The organism is Alcaligenes faecalis (assembly GCF_041521385.1).
In the GTDB taxonomy this organism is placed as follows: Bacteria; Pseudomonadota; Gammaproteobacteria; order Burkholderiales; family Burkholderiaceae_B; genus Alcaligenes; species Alcaligenes faecalis_E.
This window is the reverse complement of the sequence record NZ_CP168006.1, coordinates 1,138,776-1,156,933: the sequence shown is the minus strand read 5'-3', so window position 1 is coordinate 1,156,933 and position 18,158 is coordinate 1,138,776. Positions and strand designations below refer to the sequence as shown.

The 18,158-nt window shown below is 57.0% G+C and carries 14 protein-coding genes; 2 read left to right on the top strand and 12 right to left on the bottom strand.

Annotated features, from left to right (window positions below; genetic code table 11):
* The first annotated feature begins 129 nt into the window (after window positions 1–129).
* Window positions 130–1,278, top strand: a complete 1,149-nt coding sequence (locus ACDI13_RS05250; RefSeq protein WP_316990807.1) for an iron-containing alcohol dehydrogenase — start codon at window positions 130–132, stop codon at window positions 1,276–1,278.
* Window positions 1,279–1,444: 166 nt separating this feature from the next.
* Here ACDI13_RS05250 and efp read toward each other — a convergent pair whose 3' ends face one another.
* The 11 genes from efp to prpB form a co-directional block, all read right to left on the bottom strand.
* Window positions 1,445–2,002 carry an elongation factor P gene (efp, locus tag ACDI13_RS05245; protein ID WP_003802564.1) on the bottom strand — a complete coding sequence of 186 codons (558 nt, stop codon included), beginning with the start codon at window positions 2,000–2,002 and terminating at the stop codon, window positions 1,445–1,447.
* Between the two features lie 72 nt (window positions 2,003–2,074).
* Window positions 2,075–3,214 (bottom strand): elongation factor P maturation arginine rhamnosyltransferase EarP, encoded by a 1,140-nt coding sequence (gene earP / locus ACDI13_RS05240; protein WP_316990808.1) that lies wholly within the window; start codon window positions 3,212–3,214, stop codon window positions 2,075–2,077.
* A gap of 1 nt (window position 3,215) precedes the next feature.
* Window positions 3,216–4,427, bottom strand: coding sequence for a DUF2863 family protein (locus ACDI13_RS05235; RefSeq protein WP_316990809.1), 1,212 nt, complete (start codon window positions 4,425–4,427; stop codon window positions 3,216–3,218).
* A gap of 148 nt (window positions 4,428–4,575) precedes the next feature.
* Window positions 4,576–6,498 (bottom strand): TRAP transporter large permease subunit, encoded by a 1,923-nt coding sequence (locus tag ACDI13_RS05230; RefSeq protein ID WP_316990810.1) that lies wholly within the window; start codon window positions 6,496–6,498, stop codon window positions 4,576–4,578.
* A complete protein-coding gene (locus ACDI13_RS05225; RefSeq protein WP_316990811.1) occupies window positions 6,495–7,127 on the bottom strand; it encodes a TRAP transporter small permease subunit in 633 nt (210 codons plus the stop codon). Before ACDI13_RS05225 ends, ACDI13_RS05230 begins: the two co-directional genes overlap by 4 nt.
* Window positions 7,128–7,265: 138 nt before the next feature.
* Window positions 7,266–8,432 carry a TRAP transporter substrate-binding protein gene (locus ACDI13_RS05220; RefSeq protein WP_316990812.1) on the bottom strand — a complete coding sequence of 389 codons (1,167 nt, stop codon included), beginning with the start codon at window positions 8,430–8,432 and terminating at the stop codon, window positions 7,266–7,268.
* 327 nt (window positions 8,433–8,759) lie between these two features.
* Window positions 8,760–11,345: a bifunctional aconitate hydratase 2/2-methylisocitrate dehydratase gene (gene acnB, locus ACDI13_RS05215; RefSeq protein WP_316990813.1), complete on the bottom strand. Its 2,586-nt coding sequence runs from the start codon at window positions 11,343–11,345 to the stop codon at window positions 8,760–8,762.
* A gap of 139 nt (window positions 11,346–11,484) precedes the next feature.
* On the bottom strand, window positions 11,485–11,760 hold the full coding sequence (locus ACDI13_RS05210; protein ID WP_316990814.1) for a GNAT family N-acetyltransferase: 276 nt from the start codon (window positions 11,758–11,760) through the stop codon (window positions 11,485–11,487).
* Window positions 11,761–11,771: 11 nt separating this feature from the next.
* Window positions 11,772–12,173, bottom strand: coding sequence for a hypothetical protein (locus tag ACDI13_RS05205; protein ID WP_316990815.1), 402 nt, complete (start codon window positions 12,171–12,173; stop codon window positions 11,772–11,774).
* A gap of 88 nt (window positions 12,174–12,261) precedes the next feature.
* Window positions 12,262–13,425: a 2-methylcitrate synthase gene (prpC, locus tag ACDI13_RS05200; RefSeq protein WP_316990816.1), complete on the bottom strand. Its 1,164-nt coding sequence runs from the start codon at window positions 13,423–13,425 to the stop codon at window positions 12,262–12,264.
* A gap of 104 nt (window positions 13,426–13,529) precedes the next feature.
* Window positions 13,530–14,429, bottom strand: coding sequence for a methylisocitrate lyase (prpB, locus tag ACDI13_RS05195; protein WP_316990817.1), 900 nt, complete (start codon window positions 14,427–14,429; stop codon window positions 13,530–13,532).
* A 254-nt stretch (window positions 14,430–14,683) separates the two neighbouring features.
* Between prpB and prpR the strand changes: the two genes are divergently transcribed.
* Window positions 14,684–16,597, top strand: coding sequence for a propionate catabolism operon regulatory protein PrpR (prpR, locus tag ACDI13_RS05190; RefSeq protein WP_316990818.1), 1,914 nt, complete (start codon window positions 14,684–14,686; stop codon window positions 16,595–16,597).
* A gap of 43 nt (window positions 16,598–16,640) precedes the next feature.
* On the opposite strand, the gene ACDI13_RS05185 is transcribed toward prpR, so the two are convergent.
* Window positions 16,641–18,101 (bottom strand): MFS transporter, encoded by a 1,461-nt coding sequence (locus tag ACDI13_RS05185; protein ID WP_316990819.1) that lies wholly within the window; start codon window positions 18,099–18,101, stop codon window positions 16,641–16,643.
* Between the last annotated feature and the right edge of the window lie 57 nt (window positions 18,102–18,158).

The window sequence follows — 18,158 nt, the reverse complement described above, 5'->3', positions numbered from 1 at the left end:
TGATCTATTCGTAGTGTTGTCAGACCTCCCCCCATGCAATATGGGGGGATGCCCTTCTTGCGTGCTTTCGATGCGTATTGCCTTGAGGTCGCAAGGAGCTTCTTCTAGCGTTCATTAGGAGCACGCACAATGACTGTCTCTGAGTTTTTCATGACCCCCCACAATGTTCTGGGCCCAGGCGCTCTGGATCAGGCTATGTCGATTGTTGGAAAAATGGGCTTCAAAAAAGCCTTGATTATCACCGACTCCGATCTGGCCAAATTGGGTATGGCCAAATTGGTGGCAGATAAGCTGATTGCGCAGGGCATCGATACAGCGATTTTTGATCATGTGCAGCCTAATCCCACCGTGGGTAACGTCAATGCAGGCTTGGAAGCCCTAAAAGCACACGGTGCAGATATGATCGTCTCCCTGGGGGGCGGCTCCTCCCACGACTGTGCTAAAGGTGTGGCCCTGGTTGCTAGCAACGGCGGCAAGATTGCGGACTACGAAGGCGTAGATAAATCCGCCAAGCCACAACTGCCATTGCTGGCTATCAACACCACAGCAGGCACGGCGTCGGAAATGACACGCTTCACCATCATTACCGACGAAACCCGCCACGTAAAAATGGCGATCATCGACCGCCACATCACTCCCTTCCTGTCTGTGAACGACTCCGACCTGATGGAAGGCATGCCTGCCTCGCTAACTGCGGCCACCGGCATGGATGCCCTGACTCACGCAGTCGAAGCCTATGTATCAACCATTGCCACCCCCATCACCGATGCCTGTGCAGTGAAAGTGGTAGAGCTGATTGCCAGCTATCTGCCTGTTGCCGTGCGTGAGCCACATAACAAGAAAGCCCGTGAACAAATGGCGTATGCGCAGTTCCTGGCAGGCATGGCATTCAATAACGCGTCACTGGGCTATGTCCATGCCATGGCGCACCAGCTAGGTGGTTTCTACGACCTGCCGCACGGTGTTTGCAATGCCCTGTTGCTGCCGCATGTGCAGTCGTTCAATATGCAAGCAGTAAAAGGACGCTTGGATGAGTTGGGCAAAATATTGTCGGACAATAATCCTGACCTGAAAGGCCTGGATGTTATCGCTGCGATTAAAAAGCTGGCAGATATTGTGGGGATTCCGAAGTCGCTGGAGGAACTGGGGGTAAAGCGGGAGGATTTTGATGTCTTGGCTGAGAATGCACTGAAAGATGTGTGTGGTGCAACGAATCCGGTTCAGACGGATAAGAAGACGATTGTGGGGATTTTTGAGGAGGCGTTTGGGGAAAGGTAGGAGCTTGCGGGCTGAACACCGAGTGTATTAACGATAGCGGTATCCAGCCTCTACTACCTTTACCATGTTCAGAAGGCCTCTTGGTGAATCTGGCAGGCAGGAAAAAGGGGCTGTTTTTACAGCCCCTTTTTTGGCGTGTACCACACTGGGCGGCACTGCGCCTTTCTTACATCACGCGGCTGCGGTATTCGCCAGTGCGGGTGTCGATTTCGATCTTGTCGCCGATATTGCAGAACAAAGGCACGCTGATTTCGGTGCCCGTGTTGATCTTGGCAGGCTTCAGCACTTTACCGGAGGTATCGCCTTTCACGGCAGGTTCGGTGTAGGTGATTTCGCGCACGATGATGGTGGGCAGCTCAACCGAGATAGCACGACCTTCGTAGAAAACGGCCTCAACGGACATGTTTTCTTCCAGGTAGTCCAGGGCGTCGCCCATGCTTTCGGCTTCGATTTCGTACTGGTTGTACTCTTCGTCCATGAAGACGTACATGGGGTCAGCGAAGTAGGAGTAAGTGCATTCGCGCTTTTCCAGCTGAACAACTTCAAATTTTTCGTCGGCTTTGTGCACGGCTTCGCTGTTCGAGCCGGTCAGCAGGTTTTTGAACTTCAGTTTGACAACGGCGGAGTTGCGACCGGATTTGTTGTATTCCGTTTTCTGAACGACCAGAGGGTCGCCATTGACCATCGCGACGTTACCAACGCGCAGTTCTTGTGCGGTTTTCATTTAAAAAACTCCGAATGGGACAGGCTCCGCCAAACGCAGTGTCAGGGAGCTTTTAAGAGGTAATCCGTTATTTTAGCGTTTTCGGGCGACTTGGGTGTAAAAACTCAGCAAACTGCTGGCCAAATCGGCTTGTTCAGCCAGTTTTTCACTATAAGCACGGGCTTCTTGTTGCCATAGACGCAACACCTGCGGTTCCAGGCAGCGGCTCAAGGCAGTGGCGGCACCGGCTTGATCGGTACTGCTCCAGGCCAGATGCAGGGCTTGAACCGGGTCGGGCAAATTGCCGGTATCCAGCCAGGCTTGCAGCTTGTCCAGATGAGCCTGTTCTTCCTGCACGTAAGGCTGCCACAGCATGGGCTGACCGGCCCAGATGGCGCGTACCAGCGAGTCCTCGCCACGCACCATATTCAGTGCGCTGCGCCAGAGCAGGGCATCAAAATCGGCCTGATTTACGGCGGGGATGTGCTGGACTCGCAAGTGGCCTTGCTCCAGATCCGGGATGCGTTGGGCAACAGACTCGGGCACCAACAGCAGGGTTTTCTGCTTTAGCGTGGACAGTACGTCAGGCAGGGCCAGGACGGGTGCATCGGGATAGCAGAACAGGAACATTTGCTGCATCTGGCCCTGGAGCAGGGCTTGAATGTGTTCCTGTGCGACGCCGAGACGATTCAGCATGGTCTGGTAGGCGGCATCGTCCTGTTGAAAGGCCTCGCGACGGGCCAGCAGATCGCTTTCACGCAGCAGCCCCCCTGTTTGCGGGACAAAACCGGGGAAAAAGAAATACTTGTTGGCCCCGTTTGCTTGTGGGGAGGGCAGGCCGTGGCAGCCCTGTACCCAGGGCTCGGCGCTCAGGTAATCCAGATTGATCCACACATGGCTATCTGCCGTCAGTTGCCTTGTCATGGCTTCGGGCGGTTCGCAGGCAAAGGCCTCGATCACGAAGGGATGTGCTGCGGGGTAGTCTTGGCGGGCATCGTGCCAATGCTCAATATCCACACCTTGTAACTGCTGGCTTTGCAGGCCGCTTTGGATGTCGGACTGGATGCGGCCAAAGCTGTGTAGATCATCCACCCATAGGCGTAGCTGGGCGACCTCGGGTTTGGCCGCCAGTTGACGGGCCAGCCGCCAGCACACGCCTATATCCCCCAAATTGTCGATAACACGGCAAAACAGGTCTATGGATACAGGCAGGGAAGCAGTAGCGGTATTCAATTTAGTGTAGCTGTACGGGGTCCAGATCGATTTCGTCCGGCAGTTCCGGGTGCTGCATCTCGCCGTTAATATCCGGGAAGAAAGGTGCGTTGCAATCGTCGCAGGTCTCGGTGGAGTGCAGGCCGGGCAGGCGCTGAATCTGGACCAGGCCCAGATTGCTGAGCAGGGCGGCAATCACGTCCGGGATGTCGATATGATCATCGCTGTGGAGTGAGGATTCTGCCTCCTCCTGGCTCAACACCGGCCAGATACAGCCATAAATCACGGTGGGCGAGGAAATGGTGCTAAAGCCCACGCGATATTCTTCGATCTGTTCTTGGCCGCACGCAACGATGACCGCACGTAAATGGTCGGGTGAGAGCGTCACGGCCGTTTGCAGCCAGGTAATACCGGCCTTCAAGGCTAATGGGCGAATTTCGCGGTCTGACTCGCGGTTGTTGACGTAATAAGCGTTGGGAGCCAGGAATTGCAGTTGGCAGCCGGTAAACAAAGGCGTGACGATGGCGGAGTAACGCTCCACCCACTGCTCTACCCAACGCAGGTGCTCGGCTTGCAGATTGTCGCTGGATTGCTGCCAGCGAAACAGAGGCTGACCGACCGGAGCCATGACGACACCAATCAGAAAGCGGGCGTCGGCTAGCAAGCTATTGGCCTCTTCGGGTTTGTTCAGTGGAGCAGGTTCCTGACTGCGGCCCAGGGCTTGCGCAGTCAGACTGCGCGTCCAGGCGTAAGCCTGCTGATACGTCTGCGGCATCTCGTCGTAATTGACCAGATTGGGCAGTAGAGCGCACATCGTGCCCTCGGCCAGAACCGTGGCGCGCAAGGCCTCTTCCAGTTCTTTGTGTTGCTGGGGTTTGAGGACGCCCTGAGGCAGTTGATAGCGTGTCCAGGCCGTCAGCGGGGCCGAAAACAGCAGGGCGTCATACAGCACGCCCTCATGCTCGATTTGCTGACACTCGGCGTGGGACTCGGCCAGTTCCATCAGGATTTCGTAATGTTGGTTTTGTTGCTGGCTGCCCAGCAATTCCAGTGTCTGTTCAACCGCTGTATTGCGGCGTCCGCTATAGAGTTTGTCCAGCAATTGAGCGGTCAGCCCTTGCCAGTAGCGATCTTCGATCTGCGAGCCGGAACGCACCAGCGCATCTGTGTAATTGATCAGACGCTGGATTTCTTTGGGTTGTTGGGCGAGCAGTTTGGAATTGAGTTGCGACATGGACATACAAAACCGATAGAGGGACAAGCTAGTTTACCCTTTGCCACGACCGGGGTGTGTGAATGATGGGACCGTCCCTATGCACCCGAAGCCGCCTCATTCAAAAATGGGACGGCTTCTGGCCTGATCCGATGTTGGCAGATTGCTCTCAGTACAACACGCTGGGTAGCCACAGGCCGATGCCGGGGAACAGGTACAGGATGATAATCGCCAGGACCTGGATGCCCATGAAGGGCAGCATGCCCAGGAAAATCTGGTTCAGGGTGACATGGGGTGGCGAGACGCCCTTCAGGTAGAAGGCCGACATGGCAACCGGTGGCGACAGGAATGCCGTTTGCAGGTTCAGCGCCACCAGCAAACCGAAGAACAGGGGGTCGATTTGATAGTGCCCTAGCAGCGGCAGGAAAATGGGCATGAAAATAATGATGATCTCTGTCCATTCCAGTGGCCAGCCCAGCAGAAAAATAACAATTTGCGCCAGGATCATGAACTGGATGGGCGTCAGATCCATGGACAGCACCCAGTTATTGATCAGTTCCTGGCCGCCCAGCAAGGCGAAGGCAGCCGAGAAAATACTGGAACCGACGAACAGCCAGCAGACCATGGCACTGGTCTTGGCGCTGAGGTACACCGATTCGCGCACCATGGCGAAGTTCAGGCGGCGATAGGCGAAGGCTAACAGGATACCGCCCAAGGCACCCAAGGCCGCCGCTTCGGTGGGGGTGCACAGGCCAACGATGATGCTACCCAGCACGGCAAGGATCAGCATGGTCAGCGGAAAGAAGGAGCTGAGCAGCATCTTGAAGATTTCCAGCCGTGCGAAGTTCAGCATGGCGTAATAAGCCAGCAAGGCCAGACTGCCCACGATCAGAAAGATCCAGAATGTCATCGGCGCAGCTCGGCGCTCTGTTGTCGTGGCTTCTTCGGTGGCCCCCGCTGCAGTTGCGGGAGCTTCTGCGCCCGGTTCGCTGATACCCAGCGCAAGGAGTGGCTCACTGCCTTCGGGTTCGGACAAACCGCCAGCCCCCGGAGGCTCTGCCAGTCCGCCGCTACTGTAGTCATTGTCGAAACTACTGAAACCACCGCCCATTTCCTGCAGCTCGTAGTGCTCGGCTGTCTTGGGTGCGGTAACCGATTGATAGCTAAAGCCCATGACAGCGAGGAAGATCACCGCGGGCAGCAAGGCCACGGCCAGATTCTTGAGCAGCAGCGTCATGGGTACATCGACATTGCGAGGCCCCTTCATGGCGCTGATCAGGCCGGGCACAGCACGATCCGTCATGGTCTCCTTGATGGTTTGCGCGAAGGCCGGCAGTGGCACAATCCGGTCTTGCGCAGAAAGCGGGGGCGCGACGCTGGGTTTGAGCTTGGCCAGGATGATCACGTACAGCACGTACATGACGGCCAGTAGCAGGCCAGGGAAGAAGGCGCCAGCGTACAGTTTCACGACCGAAACCCCCGCGACGGCGCCATACAGAATCAGCAGCACGGAGGGGGGCAGCATAATACCCAGGCAGCCCCCGGCGGTGATGGAGCCGGCTGTAAGCTGTACGCTGTAGCCCGCCCGCAGCATGGCGGGCATCGCCAGCAAGCCCATCAGTGTTACGACCGCGCCCACAATGCCAGTGGCGGTAGCAAAGATGGCGCAGGTGGCAATCGTGGCTACCGCCAGCGAACCAGGAACTCTCGCCATGGCCAGGTGCATGCCCTGGAACAGGCTTTGGATCAGGTTTGCGCGTTCAACCAGGTAACCCATGAAAATGAACAGAGGCACTGCAATCAACACATCGTTGGTCATGACGGCGTAGGTGCGCAGAACCATCAGGTCCAGGGTCTGCTGAATCGCTTGTTGCGTGCCCATGTCGCGATAGGCAAGCCAGGTAAAGATCACCCCCATCCCCATCAAGGTGAAGGCAGTGGGAAAGCCCAGCATGATAGTGACAACAATCAGCGCCAGCATGAGCAGACCCAAATGACCGTTTGTCATGTCTGCAGGGGCTGGCATGAAGATGGCAATGCTCAGGACAATGCCGATCAGTAGGGAGAGCCCGAACCAGATTTCTTTTCTCATGTTGGACTCCCTTTCTTGCCGTTGCTTGTGACAAAGGCATCCAGCTTTTTGAGGTCATCGCTCTTGACGTCCACCATATTCCTTAGCTTGTCTACATCGACCTCTTCAACGTCCTTGTCGCGTGAAGGCCATGTTCCGTCCCGCAGGCAGCGTACGCAGTACACCATTTCCACGAAGCTTTGCAGCAGCAGGCAGAAACCAGCCAGTGGAATGATGGCCTTGAACGGGTAGATAGGCGGCCCGTTGGCGGTGATATTCGAGTGCTCCATGATGGCCCAGGACTCGGCAGCGAAGTAGTAACCGGCCCAGAACATGGCGACCACACCGGGGATGAAGAACAGGATGTACAGGATCAGATCCAGGGCCGCCTGCAGGCGGGGCGGGAAAAAGCCATACAGGACATCCCCGCGGACATGGCCGTTCTTGGAGAGCGTATAGGCACCTGCCATCATGAACAGGCCGCCGTACAGCATGTTCATCATGTCAAAGGCCCAGGCGTGTGGGTTGGAGAGTACGTATCGAGAGAAAACCTCGAAGGAAACGAACAGGGTCAATGCCAGGACTAGCCAGCCGAACAACTGGCCTATCCACGTATTGAACCGGTCGATAAAGACCAGAATTTTCTGCATGGTAGGTTCACCTTGCTAGCGCGGAAAGGGTCTGATGCGTGTCGGCTGCGGCTTGAGGCGCGGCCGGCCTGGAGCGGGGAGGGAGACGTCATCCGCATCCGGCAGGACGGGATGACGCGGTGCGATTGCCGCCAGGGGTCAGCTCTTGGCTTGGGGGGTCTTGCGACCGAAGTAGTGGTTGTAGGCCATACGGCGGTTATTGTTGGTGTCCATATCCCAGGCCATGGCGCGTGCCGCGAACGCTCGTTGCGAGGCGTCGATTTCTTTGAACAAGGGGTTGGTCTCGGCTTTCTTGGCGACAATCTGGTCCCACACGACCAACTGTTGTTGCAAGATGGTGTCAGGCGTTTTGTAGAATTTGACGCCGTCTTCTTTTTGCAGGCGTTGATAGTCTTGCGAGTAACGGTCAACCGCCTTCCAGGACATGTCGGCCGATGAGGCCTCGACAGCGTTATCGACAATGGCTTTCAGTTGTGTCGGCAAGGCGTTGTACTTGTCCTTGTTGAACATGATCTCGAAGGTTTCGGAGGCCTGGTGGAAGCTTTGCAGCATGCAAACCTTGGACACGTCCGGAAAGCCCAGGGCGCGGTCCGATGCGGCATTGTTGAACTCGGCTCCATCGAGCAGGCCGCGGTCCAGGGCGGGGACAATCTCACCACCTGGCAGGGCGTTGACGGCAGCGCCCATTTCGGTGAACAGGTCGATCGCCAGGCCATTGGTACGGAATTTCAGGCCCTTGAGGTCTTCGGTCTTGGCGATGGGGTTTTTGAACCAGCCGAACGGTTGAGTGGGCATCGGGCCGGTCAGAAACGAGACAACATTGCCACCGATGGCATCGTACAGCTTGGCGAGCAATTCTTTGCCGCCGCCGTATTTGTGCCATGCAAGAACCATATTGGCGTCCATGCCAAAGGCCGGGCCAGATGAAAACAAAGCCAAGGCATTTTGCTTGCCGTAGTTGTAGCCCAGCACGCCATGGCCGCCGTCAAGCGTTCCCTTGGAGACGGCATCCAGCAAGCCAAAGGCCGGTACAACGGCCCCTGCGGGCAGGACTTCGATTTTCAGGTCTCCACCGGTCATGTCGTTGATCTTCGTGGCGAAATCAAGGGCGAATTCGTGGAAGATATCGACGGTGGGCCAAGTGCTTTGAAAGCGGAAGTTGATGGGACCCTGCGCGCGAGCGATGGCAGGAAAGCCCATCGTTGCTGCAGCCGCGGTGCCGGCTGCAGCACCGCTCAGGAACTTGCGCCGGGATGCGCCAGTGTGTTCGTGTGGCGCGGTGCTTTTTTTGATCCTGTTTCTCATGAGGTGTGTCTCCGAAGTGGCTGTAAGCGTTCGAGAGCAAACTGCAGCAACCTGATATGTTTTCAGCTTTATTTCAGTATTCTTTCAGTTTGCTTTCAGCGTTATAGGCGATTCGAGCACCAGCCGTACATAAGGAGTAACCACGATGATGGTAGGGGTATACCCGAGTGCAGTCAGGTTCGGGTATGCGTACTGATAACTGCAGGTAGTCCTGATATCCAGGCTTTTTTTGTCTGTGCCTTGAGAGAGGGGGATTTCAAACAGGCAAAGAAAAACGCCTTCGCCGCATGAAGCGGCGAAGGCGTTATTTGCAAGCGCCAGGGCGGCTTACAGACCTACGGAGTCAGCAATTTCCTTGAACTCTTCGATCTGGTCGAAGTTCATGTAGCGATAGATGTTGTCGCTGTCGGCTTGCAGAACGCCCATGTCGGCCAGGTACTCTTCGCGGGTTGGGATGCGACCCAGACGCGAGCAGATGGCGGCCAGTTCAGCCGAACCCAGGAACACGTTGGTGTTCTTGCCCAGACGGTTGGGGAAGTTACGGGTACTGGTGGACATGACGGTGGCGCCTTCACGAACCTGTGCCTGGTTACCCATGCACAAGGAGCAACCGGGCATTTCCATACGAGCACCGGCCACGCCCAGAACGCCGTAGTGACCTTCTTCGCTCAGTTGTTGCTGGTCCATCTTGGTCGGCGGAGCGACCCACAGGCGGGTTGGAATGTCACGCTTGCCTTCCAGCAGCTTGGAGGCCGCACGGAAGTGACCGATGTTGGTCATGCAGCTACCGATGAACACTTCGTCGATCACGGTGCCGGACACGTCGGACATGGTTTTCACGTCGTCAGGGTCGTTGGGGCAAGCCACGATAGGCTCGTGGATTTCAGCCAGATCGATGTCGATAACAGCCGCGTACTCAGCGTCTGCATCGGGTTCCAGCAGTTCAGGGTTGGCCAGCCAGGCTTCCATGTTCTTGATACGACGCGAGATAGTGCGCTCGTCTTCGTAGCCATTGGCAATCATCCACTTGAGCAGTGTGATGTTGCTGTTCAGGTATTCGATGATGGGCTCTTTGCTCAGACGAACGGTACATGCAGCGGCGGAACGCTCGGCTGACGCGTCGGACAGCTCGAAAGCCTGTTCGATCTTCAGGTTGGGCAGACCTTCGATTTCCAGGATGCGACCGGAGAAGATGTTCTTCTTGCCGGCTTTTTCCACGGTCAGCAAGCCTTGCTTGATGGCGTACAGGGGAATGGCGTTAACCAGGTCACGCAGGGTGACGCCGGGCTGCATTTCGCCCTTGAAGCGCACCAGCACGGATTCTGGCATGTCCAGAGGCATCACGCCGGTAGCAGCGGCAAAGGCCACCAGACCGGAACCAGCAGGGAAGCTGATGCCGATAGGGAAACGGGTGTGCGAGTCGCCACCGGTACCCACGGTATCGGGCAACAACATGCGGTTCAGCCAGGAGTGGATGATACCGTCGCCTGGACGCAGGGAAACACCACCGCGTGTGCTGATGAAAGCAGGCAGTTCGTGGTGAGTTTTAACGTCAACAGGTTTGGGGTAAGCGGCGGTGTGGCAGAAGGACTGCATTACCAGATCGGACGAGAAGCCCAGGCAAGCCAGGTCTTTCAGTTCGTCACGAGTCATTGGGCCCGTCGTATCCTGGCTGCCAACGGTGGTCATGCGTGGTTCGCAGTAGGTACCGGGACGCACGCCTTGGCCTTCAGGCAGACCGCAAGCACGGCCAACCATCTTCTGAGCCAGGGAGAAGCCTTTACCGGAATCGGCAGGGCTTTGTGGCAGACGGAACAGGGTGGTTGGGGGCAGACCCAGTGCTTCGCGAGCACGGGTAGTCAGGCCACGGCCAATGATCAGGGGAATACGGCCACCGGCGCGTACTTCGTCAAACAGCACGTCGGACTTGACCTGGAATTCGGCAATCAGCTCGCCATTCTTGAAGGCTTTGCCTTCGTAGGGACGCAGTTCAACGACGTCGCCCATTTCCATGTTGGAAACGTCCAGTTCGATGGGCAGAGCGCCAGCATCTTCCATGGTGTTGTAGAAGATAGGAGCAATCTTGCTGCCCAGGCACACACCACCAAAACGCTTGTTGGGAACGAAAGGAATGTCTTGGCCGGTGAACCACAACACGGAGTTGGTGGCCGATTTACGCGAAGAGCCGGTACCGACCACGTCGCCTACGTAGGCAACCAGGTGGCCCTTTTCTTTCAGGGATTCGATAAAGTTGACAGGCCCTTTCTTGCCGGGCTCTTCAGGCTCGATACCTGGGCGCGGGTTCTTCAGCATGGCCAGAGCGTGCAGCGGAATATCCGGGCGGCTCCAGGCGTCAGGGGCGGGGGACAGATCGTCCGTGTTGGTCTCGCCGGTGACTTTGAAAACGGTCACGGTCAGGCTTTCGGGGACTTCAGGACGGCTGGTGAACCATTCGCCGTCGGCCCAACTTTGCAGCACTTCTTTTGCAAAGGCATTGCCCTTTTCGGCTTTTTCCTGAACGTCGTGGAAAGCGTCAAACATCAACAGGGTGTTTTTCAGGCCGTTGGCAGCGATCTGGCCCAGCTCGGGGCTGTCCAGCAGATCGATCAGCGGGCTGATGTTGTAGCCACCCAGCATGGTTCCCAGCAGCTCAGTGGCACGCTCGCGGCTGATCAAGGCACAGGTTTCTGTGCCCAGCGCGATGGCGGCCAGGTAGGAAGCTTTCACTTTGGCAGCATCGTCCACACCGGCGGGGACGCGGTGCGTCAGCAGCTCGAGCAGGAATGCGTCCTCACCGGCAGGTGGGTTCTTGATGAGCTCGATCAGCTCGGCGGTCTGCTGAGCCGACAAAGGCAGCGGGGGAATGCCCAGAGCAGCGCGCTCGGCAACATGTTCGCGGTAAGAGTCCAGCATAGTGCGGGTGCCTATCGGTAAATGGTTGATATGAAAATGCAATAAATCGCGTGTTGCCCCAATTGTAATTTGAAGCGCACAGCGAAGCAATGGTCTTATATCTTATATAAGACTTGCAGGAAGCTGAATGTTGCCGGGTTCAGGCCAGCAAGTCGGCGTATTCAGGGTGACGGCGGAAATAGACCACGGCATAGCTGCAAACCGGGTGTACTTTCCACTGTTGGTTTTTTGCTGTTTCCAGCGCAAAGCGGGTCAGTTGCCCGGCAATGCCGCGGCCTTCCAGCTCGGGCGGCACACGGGTGTGGGTGATGCTCATGACAGCATCGTCCAGTTCGTATTCGATCACGCTGCGGCGGTTTTCAACATCGCAGTAAAACAGACGCGCTTGCGGGTCGTGATGGATCTCGGTAGTCAAGGCAGGCTCCTTCAAGTAGGGGTGGAGTGCAGGGCGACCAGAATCCAAACAGCCAGCATACTGATCATGCCCAGAAAGCAGCCGCCCCATAGCCCCATCAGGGGCCATTTGATGCCCATGGGGACGTCCTCGGGTTGTACATGCTTGAGCAGACGGTTGGCATTGCCAAACAGCGAGCTTTGGCGTTTGGGGAAATTCAGGCGCAAAAAATAATCCAGCAGTACGCCGGCCTTCAGCGAAAAACTGAGTTTTTCCCAGGGGTATTGGTCCAGATAAGGATGGCGCAATACCTGGTTGCTGCGGCGCAGATTGAACAGCAATAAATAAGCACCGGAAACCAGAGTGGTCAGGGCGCAGGCAATCATCAGGGTGCCGGCCAGCGGCAGGGCGTAGCGTACAAATTCAGAGAGCATGGAAGTCACCAGCAAGACGGCCCCGCGTGCGCAATGCAGCGGGGCCGTGGGTTAGATCACAGGCGAATAATAGCCCAGGATCGGTGACTTATGGGCGCTGATCCAGAGGCACAAAGCTCTGGTTTTCAGGGCCAATGTAGTTGGCGGTGGGACGAATAATCTTGTTGTCCACGCGCTGCTCAATGACGTGAGCGGCCCAGCCAGCCGTACGCGCGATCACGAACAAAGGCGTGAACATGGCGGTCGGCACACCCATGGTGTGGTAGGACACGGCCGAGAACCAGTCCAGGTTGGGGAACATTTTCTTCACTTCCCACATCACGCTTTCCAGACGCTCGGCAATGTCGAACATGCGGGTGTTGCCATCGGCCACGGCCAGCTCTTTGGCCACCGATTTGATCACTTCGTTGCGTGGGTCGGAGATGGTGTAGACGGGGTGACCGAAGCCAATGATGACTTCCTTGTTTTCCACGCGCTTGCGGATATCTTCCTCGGCCTGGTCAGGGGTCTCGTAACGCTTCTGGATTTCAAAGGCGACTTCGTTGGCGCCACCGTGCTTGGGACCGCGCAGGGCGCCAATCGCACCAGCGATGGCGGAGTAGAAATCCGAACCTGTACCGGCGATCACGCGGCTGGTAAAGGTGGAGGCGTTGAACTCGTGCTCAGCGTACAGGTTCAGCGACACGTGCATGGCTTTTTCCCACTCGGCCGATGGCTTCTCACCATGCAGCAAGTGCAGGAAATGCGCGCCGATGCTGTCATCGTCAGTCTGCACATCAATCATCTCGCCGTTGTGGCTGTAGTGGTACCAGTACAGCAGGGCCGAACCCAGGCAAGCCATCAGACGGTCGGCGATGTCGCGCGCGTCGGGCAGGTTGTGGTCGTCTTTTTCAGGCAGCACGCAACCCAGAACCGACACGGCAGTACGCATCACGTCCATGGGGTGACTGTGAGCAGGCAGGGTTTCCAGCGCGGTTTGCAAGGCCAGGGGCAGGCCACGCAGACGCTTGAGCTTTTGCTTGTACGCGCGCAGTTCGTCGCGGTTGGGCAATTTGCCGTGAATCAGCAAATGAGCCACTTCCTCAAATTCGCAAGCCTGGGCCAGATCCAAGATATCGTAGCCGCGGTAGTGCAGATCATTGCCACTGCGGCCGACCGTGCACAAGGCGGTATTGCCTGCCACAACGCCAGACAGGGCAACAGACTTCTTGGGCTTGAAGCCAGTGCTAGGGGTGTTCTCAGTACTGCTCATAAAGGTCTCCTGGTTGCTGGGCAGCCAGCACGAGGCTGGCTGCTGAATGGGGTTTTATCCGCGCCAAAGCTCTGTTAACGGGCCGGGCGGGAGCCTGTGGTGGCTCAGGACTTCTTGTTTTTCTGGAACAGCTTGTCAAGGCTTTGCTCGTAAGCATGGTAGCCGATACGATCGTACAGTTCTTCACGAGTCTGCATCAAATCGATGACATTTTTTTGATGTCCGTCACGACGGATCGCCTGGTAGACCGTTTCTGCGGCCTTGTTCATGGCGCGGAAGGCGGACAGGGGGTAGAGCACCATGGCCACATTGGCCGACGCCAGTTCTTCCACGGTGAACAATGGGGTTTGACCGAACTCGGTAATGTTCGCCAGCACAGGCACATTCAGCGTTTCGGTAAAACGGCGGTAGGTGTCCAGGTCGTAGCAGGCTTCAGCAAAAATGCCGTCTGCACCCGCTTCCACGCAAGCCTGGGCACGTTCCAGAGCGGCGTCCACGCCTTCGACGGCAATCGCATCCGTACGAGCCATGATGAAAAACTCCGGATCGGTACGGGCATCAACAGCGGCTTTCACGCGGTCGGCCATTTCGCCAGTGCTGACGATTTCTTTGCCGGGGCGGTGGCCGCATCGCTTGGCACCGACCTGGTCTTCAATGTGGCAAGCGGCTGCGCCGAACTTGATCAGACTCTTGATGGTACGGGCGATGTTGAAGGCCGAAGCACCAAAGCCGGTATCAATGTCCACCATCAAAGGCAGATCGCACACATCGGTAATGCGACGAATGTCGGTCAGCACGTCGTCCAGCGTATTGATGCCCAGATCAGGCAAGCCCAAAGAGCCAGCCGCGACACCGCCACCCGACAAGTAAATAGCGCGGTAGCCGGCGCGTTGGGCCAACAAAGCGTGGTTGGCGTTGATGGCGCCGATGATTTGCAAAGGCTGTTCTTCACGCAGGGCCTGGCGGAAACGGACGCCTGCCGATGTCAGTTGGTTTTGGCTCATTTGGGGCTCCAGATCACAAGATAAGAAAATGTCGTCAGCGCAATGCTGCGATGGGTTGAATTGATTAAAGCAAATGCTGTGCCAAGTTCAGTTATGGGGATGATGAAACGCCTGAAGCCAGCCAGGAAGGGGAGTTCTTCCGTGGTTTGTAGTCATCATCCCTTTCTGCGAATACTGTCTTTTCCTGTTTCGTGTTTCAATATTGAAACGTAATTTGAAACAGCGTCGCATTGTTGATGCCTGGGTGAAACCGTATGCCTTATCCTTCTTCCCCTCCTGCCCGTCTGCGTCTGGTGGCCTTTGGCCTGCATGGACTGCGTTCTCTCCTGGAAGAACTGGTGCCGCAGTTCCGCACCCAGGCTGAAATCCTGATCGTGGATAAAGCCTATGGCGAGGCCGTAGAAGCTGTGCAGGTGTTGCGACAAACAGGCGAGATTGATGTGCTGGTGTCTGCCGGTTCCAACGGCAGTTATTTGCGCGAACATCTGGACCTGCCGGTGGTGTTGGTCCATCCAGGTGGCTTCGACATCATGGGCAGTTTGGCCTCGGCACAGGCCGAGCGTAAAGCCGTGGTGACTTACGGCGAAATGCCGCTGGAGCTGATGGAGTTCGTGCAGCGTTTTGATCTGCCTGTGGAGCTACGCAGCTATCGCAGCGAGGCCGATGCCCGTAGCTGTGTTCAGGATTTGAAAGAGCTGGGCGTGGAGTGGGTGCTGGCACCCGGCCTGGTCGTGGATCTGGCGCGTGAGAACCAGATGGAAGGCATGCTGCTGTATTCACAAGGAGCGGTGCGACAGGCCCTGGAGTCCGCTATTGAACTGGCCCGCGTGGCTCGTGCTGAAGCGGCTCGCCGGGATCGCTTGAATACGATTCTGGCGCAGTTGCGTGACGGTGTGGTGTCAGTGGACAGGGATGAACGTATTGAAACCGTGAACCCGGCGATGGAAGCCTGGTTGGGCCAACCGGCTCAAGCCATGATTGGCCGCCGTTTGGGTTCCTTGTATCCCGAGCTGGATCTGGCTGGCACGCTGCGCAGTCTGGACGTGCAGTTGGATACGGTGCAACAAGTGGGTGGCCGTACCGCAATTGTCACCCGCATGCCGATTCTGGAGCAGGGGCGTTTGAGCGGGGCGGTGTTGCTCTGCCAGGACCCGGCCGCGATTCAACGACTGGACCGCAGCTTGCGTTCCCGCAGTCAGCAAGCGGTATCGCGTCATGCCCGGTACGAGTTATCTGATCTGGTGGGACAGAGCTCGCTCATGCGCAAGCTGCGTGCCCAGGCTCAGGCTTGTGCACAAAGTACGGCGACGACCCTGATTATTGGGGAGAGCGGCACGGGTAAGGAGCTGCTGGCTCAAGGAATACACAGTGCCAGCGCCAGGCGCGCGCAACCTTTTGTGGCCGTGAACTGCGCGGCTTTCCCCGACAGTCTGCTGGAAAGTGAGCTGTTCGGTTATGTGGAGGGTGCCTTCACGGGTTCCAGCCGGGGCGGCAAAGTCGGGCTGGTGGAAGCAGCTCACACCGGCACCCTGTTTCTGGATGAGATCGGGGAAATGCCCTTGCCACTGCAAACCCGTTTGCTACGGGTGCTGCAAGAAAAAGAAGTCCTGCGTATCGGGGCGATTGAGCCCACGCCGGTGGATGTGCGTGTGATTGCGGCCACTCACCGGGATCTGGCCGCGCAGGTTAAAGAAGGCGTGTTCCGTCAGGACCTGTTTTATCGCCTGAACATTCTGGTGCTGCGCTTGCCGCCCTTGCGTTTGCGCACACAGGATTTGCCAGAACTGGTGGAGCATCTCCTGGCAAAAGTGGCCCAGCGTCTGGGTGGTGCCGTGACGCTGAACCCGGATTGGCTGGCCGAGCTGCTGGAACTGGGCCGTCACTACACCTGGCCCGGTAATATCCGCGAGCTGGAAAATCTGATCGAACGCTTGATGGTCCTGGGTACAGTGCAAGGCGATCAGGCTGTGGTGCTGGAAGATATTGCGCCGGAGCTGCGGGCGGGGGGGGTAGCGCCTGCTATCCCTGCACTACGTGATCAACAAGAACGCAACGAACAGAAGCATTTGGCCAAGGTGCTGGAAGAGTGTAGGGGTAACCGTGCCCTGGCCGCCCAGCAATTGGGGATTAGTCGCAGCACCTTATGGCGGAAGTTGCGCAAAATGTGAGGTTGGCCCCTGTGTGCCGGAGGGGGCACATAGAGAGCCGTTTTCAGATATCTTGTTCGTGTTGATGAGTCTTGCTTAAAGCCAATAATAGAAAACTGATCAGTACGGAGGCCAGTAGGTTGTAGCTCATGCCTATCACAAAGGCAGAGGCATATTGCTCAGCCAGTGATGACACTGCAGCGCCCGAGTGTTGCCCTGCAGTAAAGAGCAGTCCAACCACGGCAACCCCAAGGGCGGCCCCCACCTGCTGGATACTGGAAACAACACCTGACGCCATGCCTGCCTGATCTTCGTTTACAAAGCCCAGAACCAGATTCAACAAGGGGGTCATGATCAAACCTTGGCAGGCTCCCAGAAAGATTAAGGCAGGGATCAGATGGGCGGGTTCTGTTTGTGCGCCTGCCCAGGCAACCTGGCCGATCAAGCAGGCAAACGATACGGCGTAGCCCATAGCGCCAAACGTAATCGCACGAGTGCCGTAGCGTGTGACAAGGCGAGGTGCTCCGAGAGAGGCCGCGACAAAGCCCACGCTGGCAGGGGCGAAAATACTGCCCGCATGGAAAGGGCTCAAGCCCAGCCCACTTTGCAGTAAAAGGGCAAAGCACAGAAAAAAAGAGCTGGCGGTGGAGTACACCAGCAAGACCAGCAGGACTCCCAAGGCAAAACGAGGTTGTGCCAGAAGCTGCATATCCACCAAGGGTGAGTGTCCTGCGCATCGGCGCCTTTCTTGTTGCTTGTAAAAAATGATGAACAGTAAGCCGGCGGCGGCCAGAGCGGCCAGGCTGGAGGCGGGCCAGCCGTACTCCGAGCTTTGGATCAGGGGGATCAGTAGCAGGCTCAGGGCAAGGCTGATCAGGACTACGCCTGTACTATCTAGCCCTTGGCCGTGCGGGGCGCGGGTTTCAGGGATGTAGCGGGCCGATGCAATGGCCAGCAGGCCTATGGGGATATTGATCAGGAAGATGCTGCGCCAACCCAGGCCAAACAGGTCGGCATGAACCAGCCAGCCTCCCAGTACTTGCCCGGCAATGGCGGCCAGTCCCAGGGTCATGCCCAGCAAGCCGAAGGCACGGCGGCTGTCATCGCCCTCAAAATTCACCCGGATGGATGCATACACTTGGGGAAAGAGCAGGGCGGCAGCCAGGCCCTGCAATACCCTGGCAATAATCAGAAAAAAAGCGTTGGGCGCCAGACCGCATAGGGCAGAGGCGAGCGTAAAGCCTGCCATGCCGATGATAAAGAGTCTGCGTCGGCCAAATAAATCGCCTAGCCGTCCGCCTGTAATGAGCAGGACGCCAAAAGCCAGTTCGTAGCCCGCCACGATAAAGCCGATCTGGCTAAAGCTGGCCTCTAGCTGGTTCTGGATATTGGGAATGGCGACATTGACGACGAACAGATCAAAAATAGTGACAAAACCAGCCAGAAGTAATACCGACAGGCCCAGCCAGGGCGGGGTGTGGGTGGCCCCTGAGTGGATGTCTTGAGAGTTAATCTTGGAGTTCATGATAGGTGCTTGAGGTGAAAACCTGTGTATTCTTGAACTCTTTTTAAGCAATTACAA

Excerpts from the sequence above, each read along its gene's own strand:
- ACDI13_RS05220 (WP_316990812.1), bottom strand. The coding sequence starts at position 8,432 with ATGAGAAACAGGATCAAAAAAAGCACCGCGCCACACGAACACACTGGC.
- efp (WP_003802564.1), bottom strand. The coding sequence starts at position 2,002 with ATGAAAACCGCACAAGAACTGCGCGTTGGTAACGTCGCGATGGTCAAT.
- ACDI13_RS05205 (WP_316990815.1), bottom strand. The coding sequence starts at position 12,173 with ATGCTCTCTGAATTTGTACGCTACGCCCTGCCGCTGGCCGGCACCCTG.
- prpC (WP_316990816.1), bottom strand. The coding sequence starts at position 13,425 with ATGAGCAGTACTGAGAACACCCCTAGCACTGGCTTCAAGCCCAAGAAG.
- ACDI13_RS05225 (WP_316990811.1), bottom strand. The coding sequence starts at position 7,127 with ATGCAGAAAATTCTGGTCTTTATCGACCGGTTCAATACGTGGATAGGC.
- ACDI13_RS05235 (WP_316990809.1), bottom strand. The coding sequence starts at position 4,427 with ATGTCGCAACTCAATTCCAAACTGCTCGCCCAACAACCCAAAGAAATC.
- prpR (WP_316990818.1), top strand. The coding sequence starts at position 14,684 with ATGCCTTATCCTTCTTCCCCTCCTGCCCGTCTGCGTCTGGTGGCCTTT.
- prpB (WP_316990817.1), bottom strand. The coding sequence starts at position 14,429 with ATGAGCCAAAACCAACTGACATCGGCAGGCGTCCGTTTCCGCCAGGCC.
- ACDI13_RS05250 (WP_316990807.1), top strand. The coding sequence starts at position 130 with ATGACTGTCTCTGAGTTTTTCATGACCCCCCACAATGTTCTGGGCCCA.
- ACDI13_RS05230 (WP_316990810.1), bottom strand. The coding sequence starts at position 6,498 with ATGAGAAAAGAAATCTGGTTCGGGCTCTCCCTACTGATCGGCATTGTC.
- ACDI13_RS05185 (WP_316990819.1), bottom strand. The coding sequence starts at position 18,101 with ATGAACTCCAAGATTAACTCTCAAGACATCCACTCAGGGGCCACCCAC.
- acnB (WP_316990813.1), bottom strand. The coding sequence starts at position 11,345 with ATGCTGGACTCTTACCGCGAACATGTTGCCGAGCGCGCTGCTCTGGGC.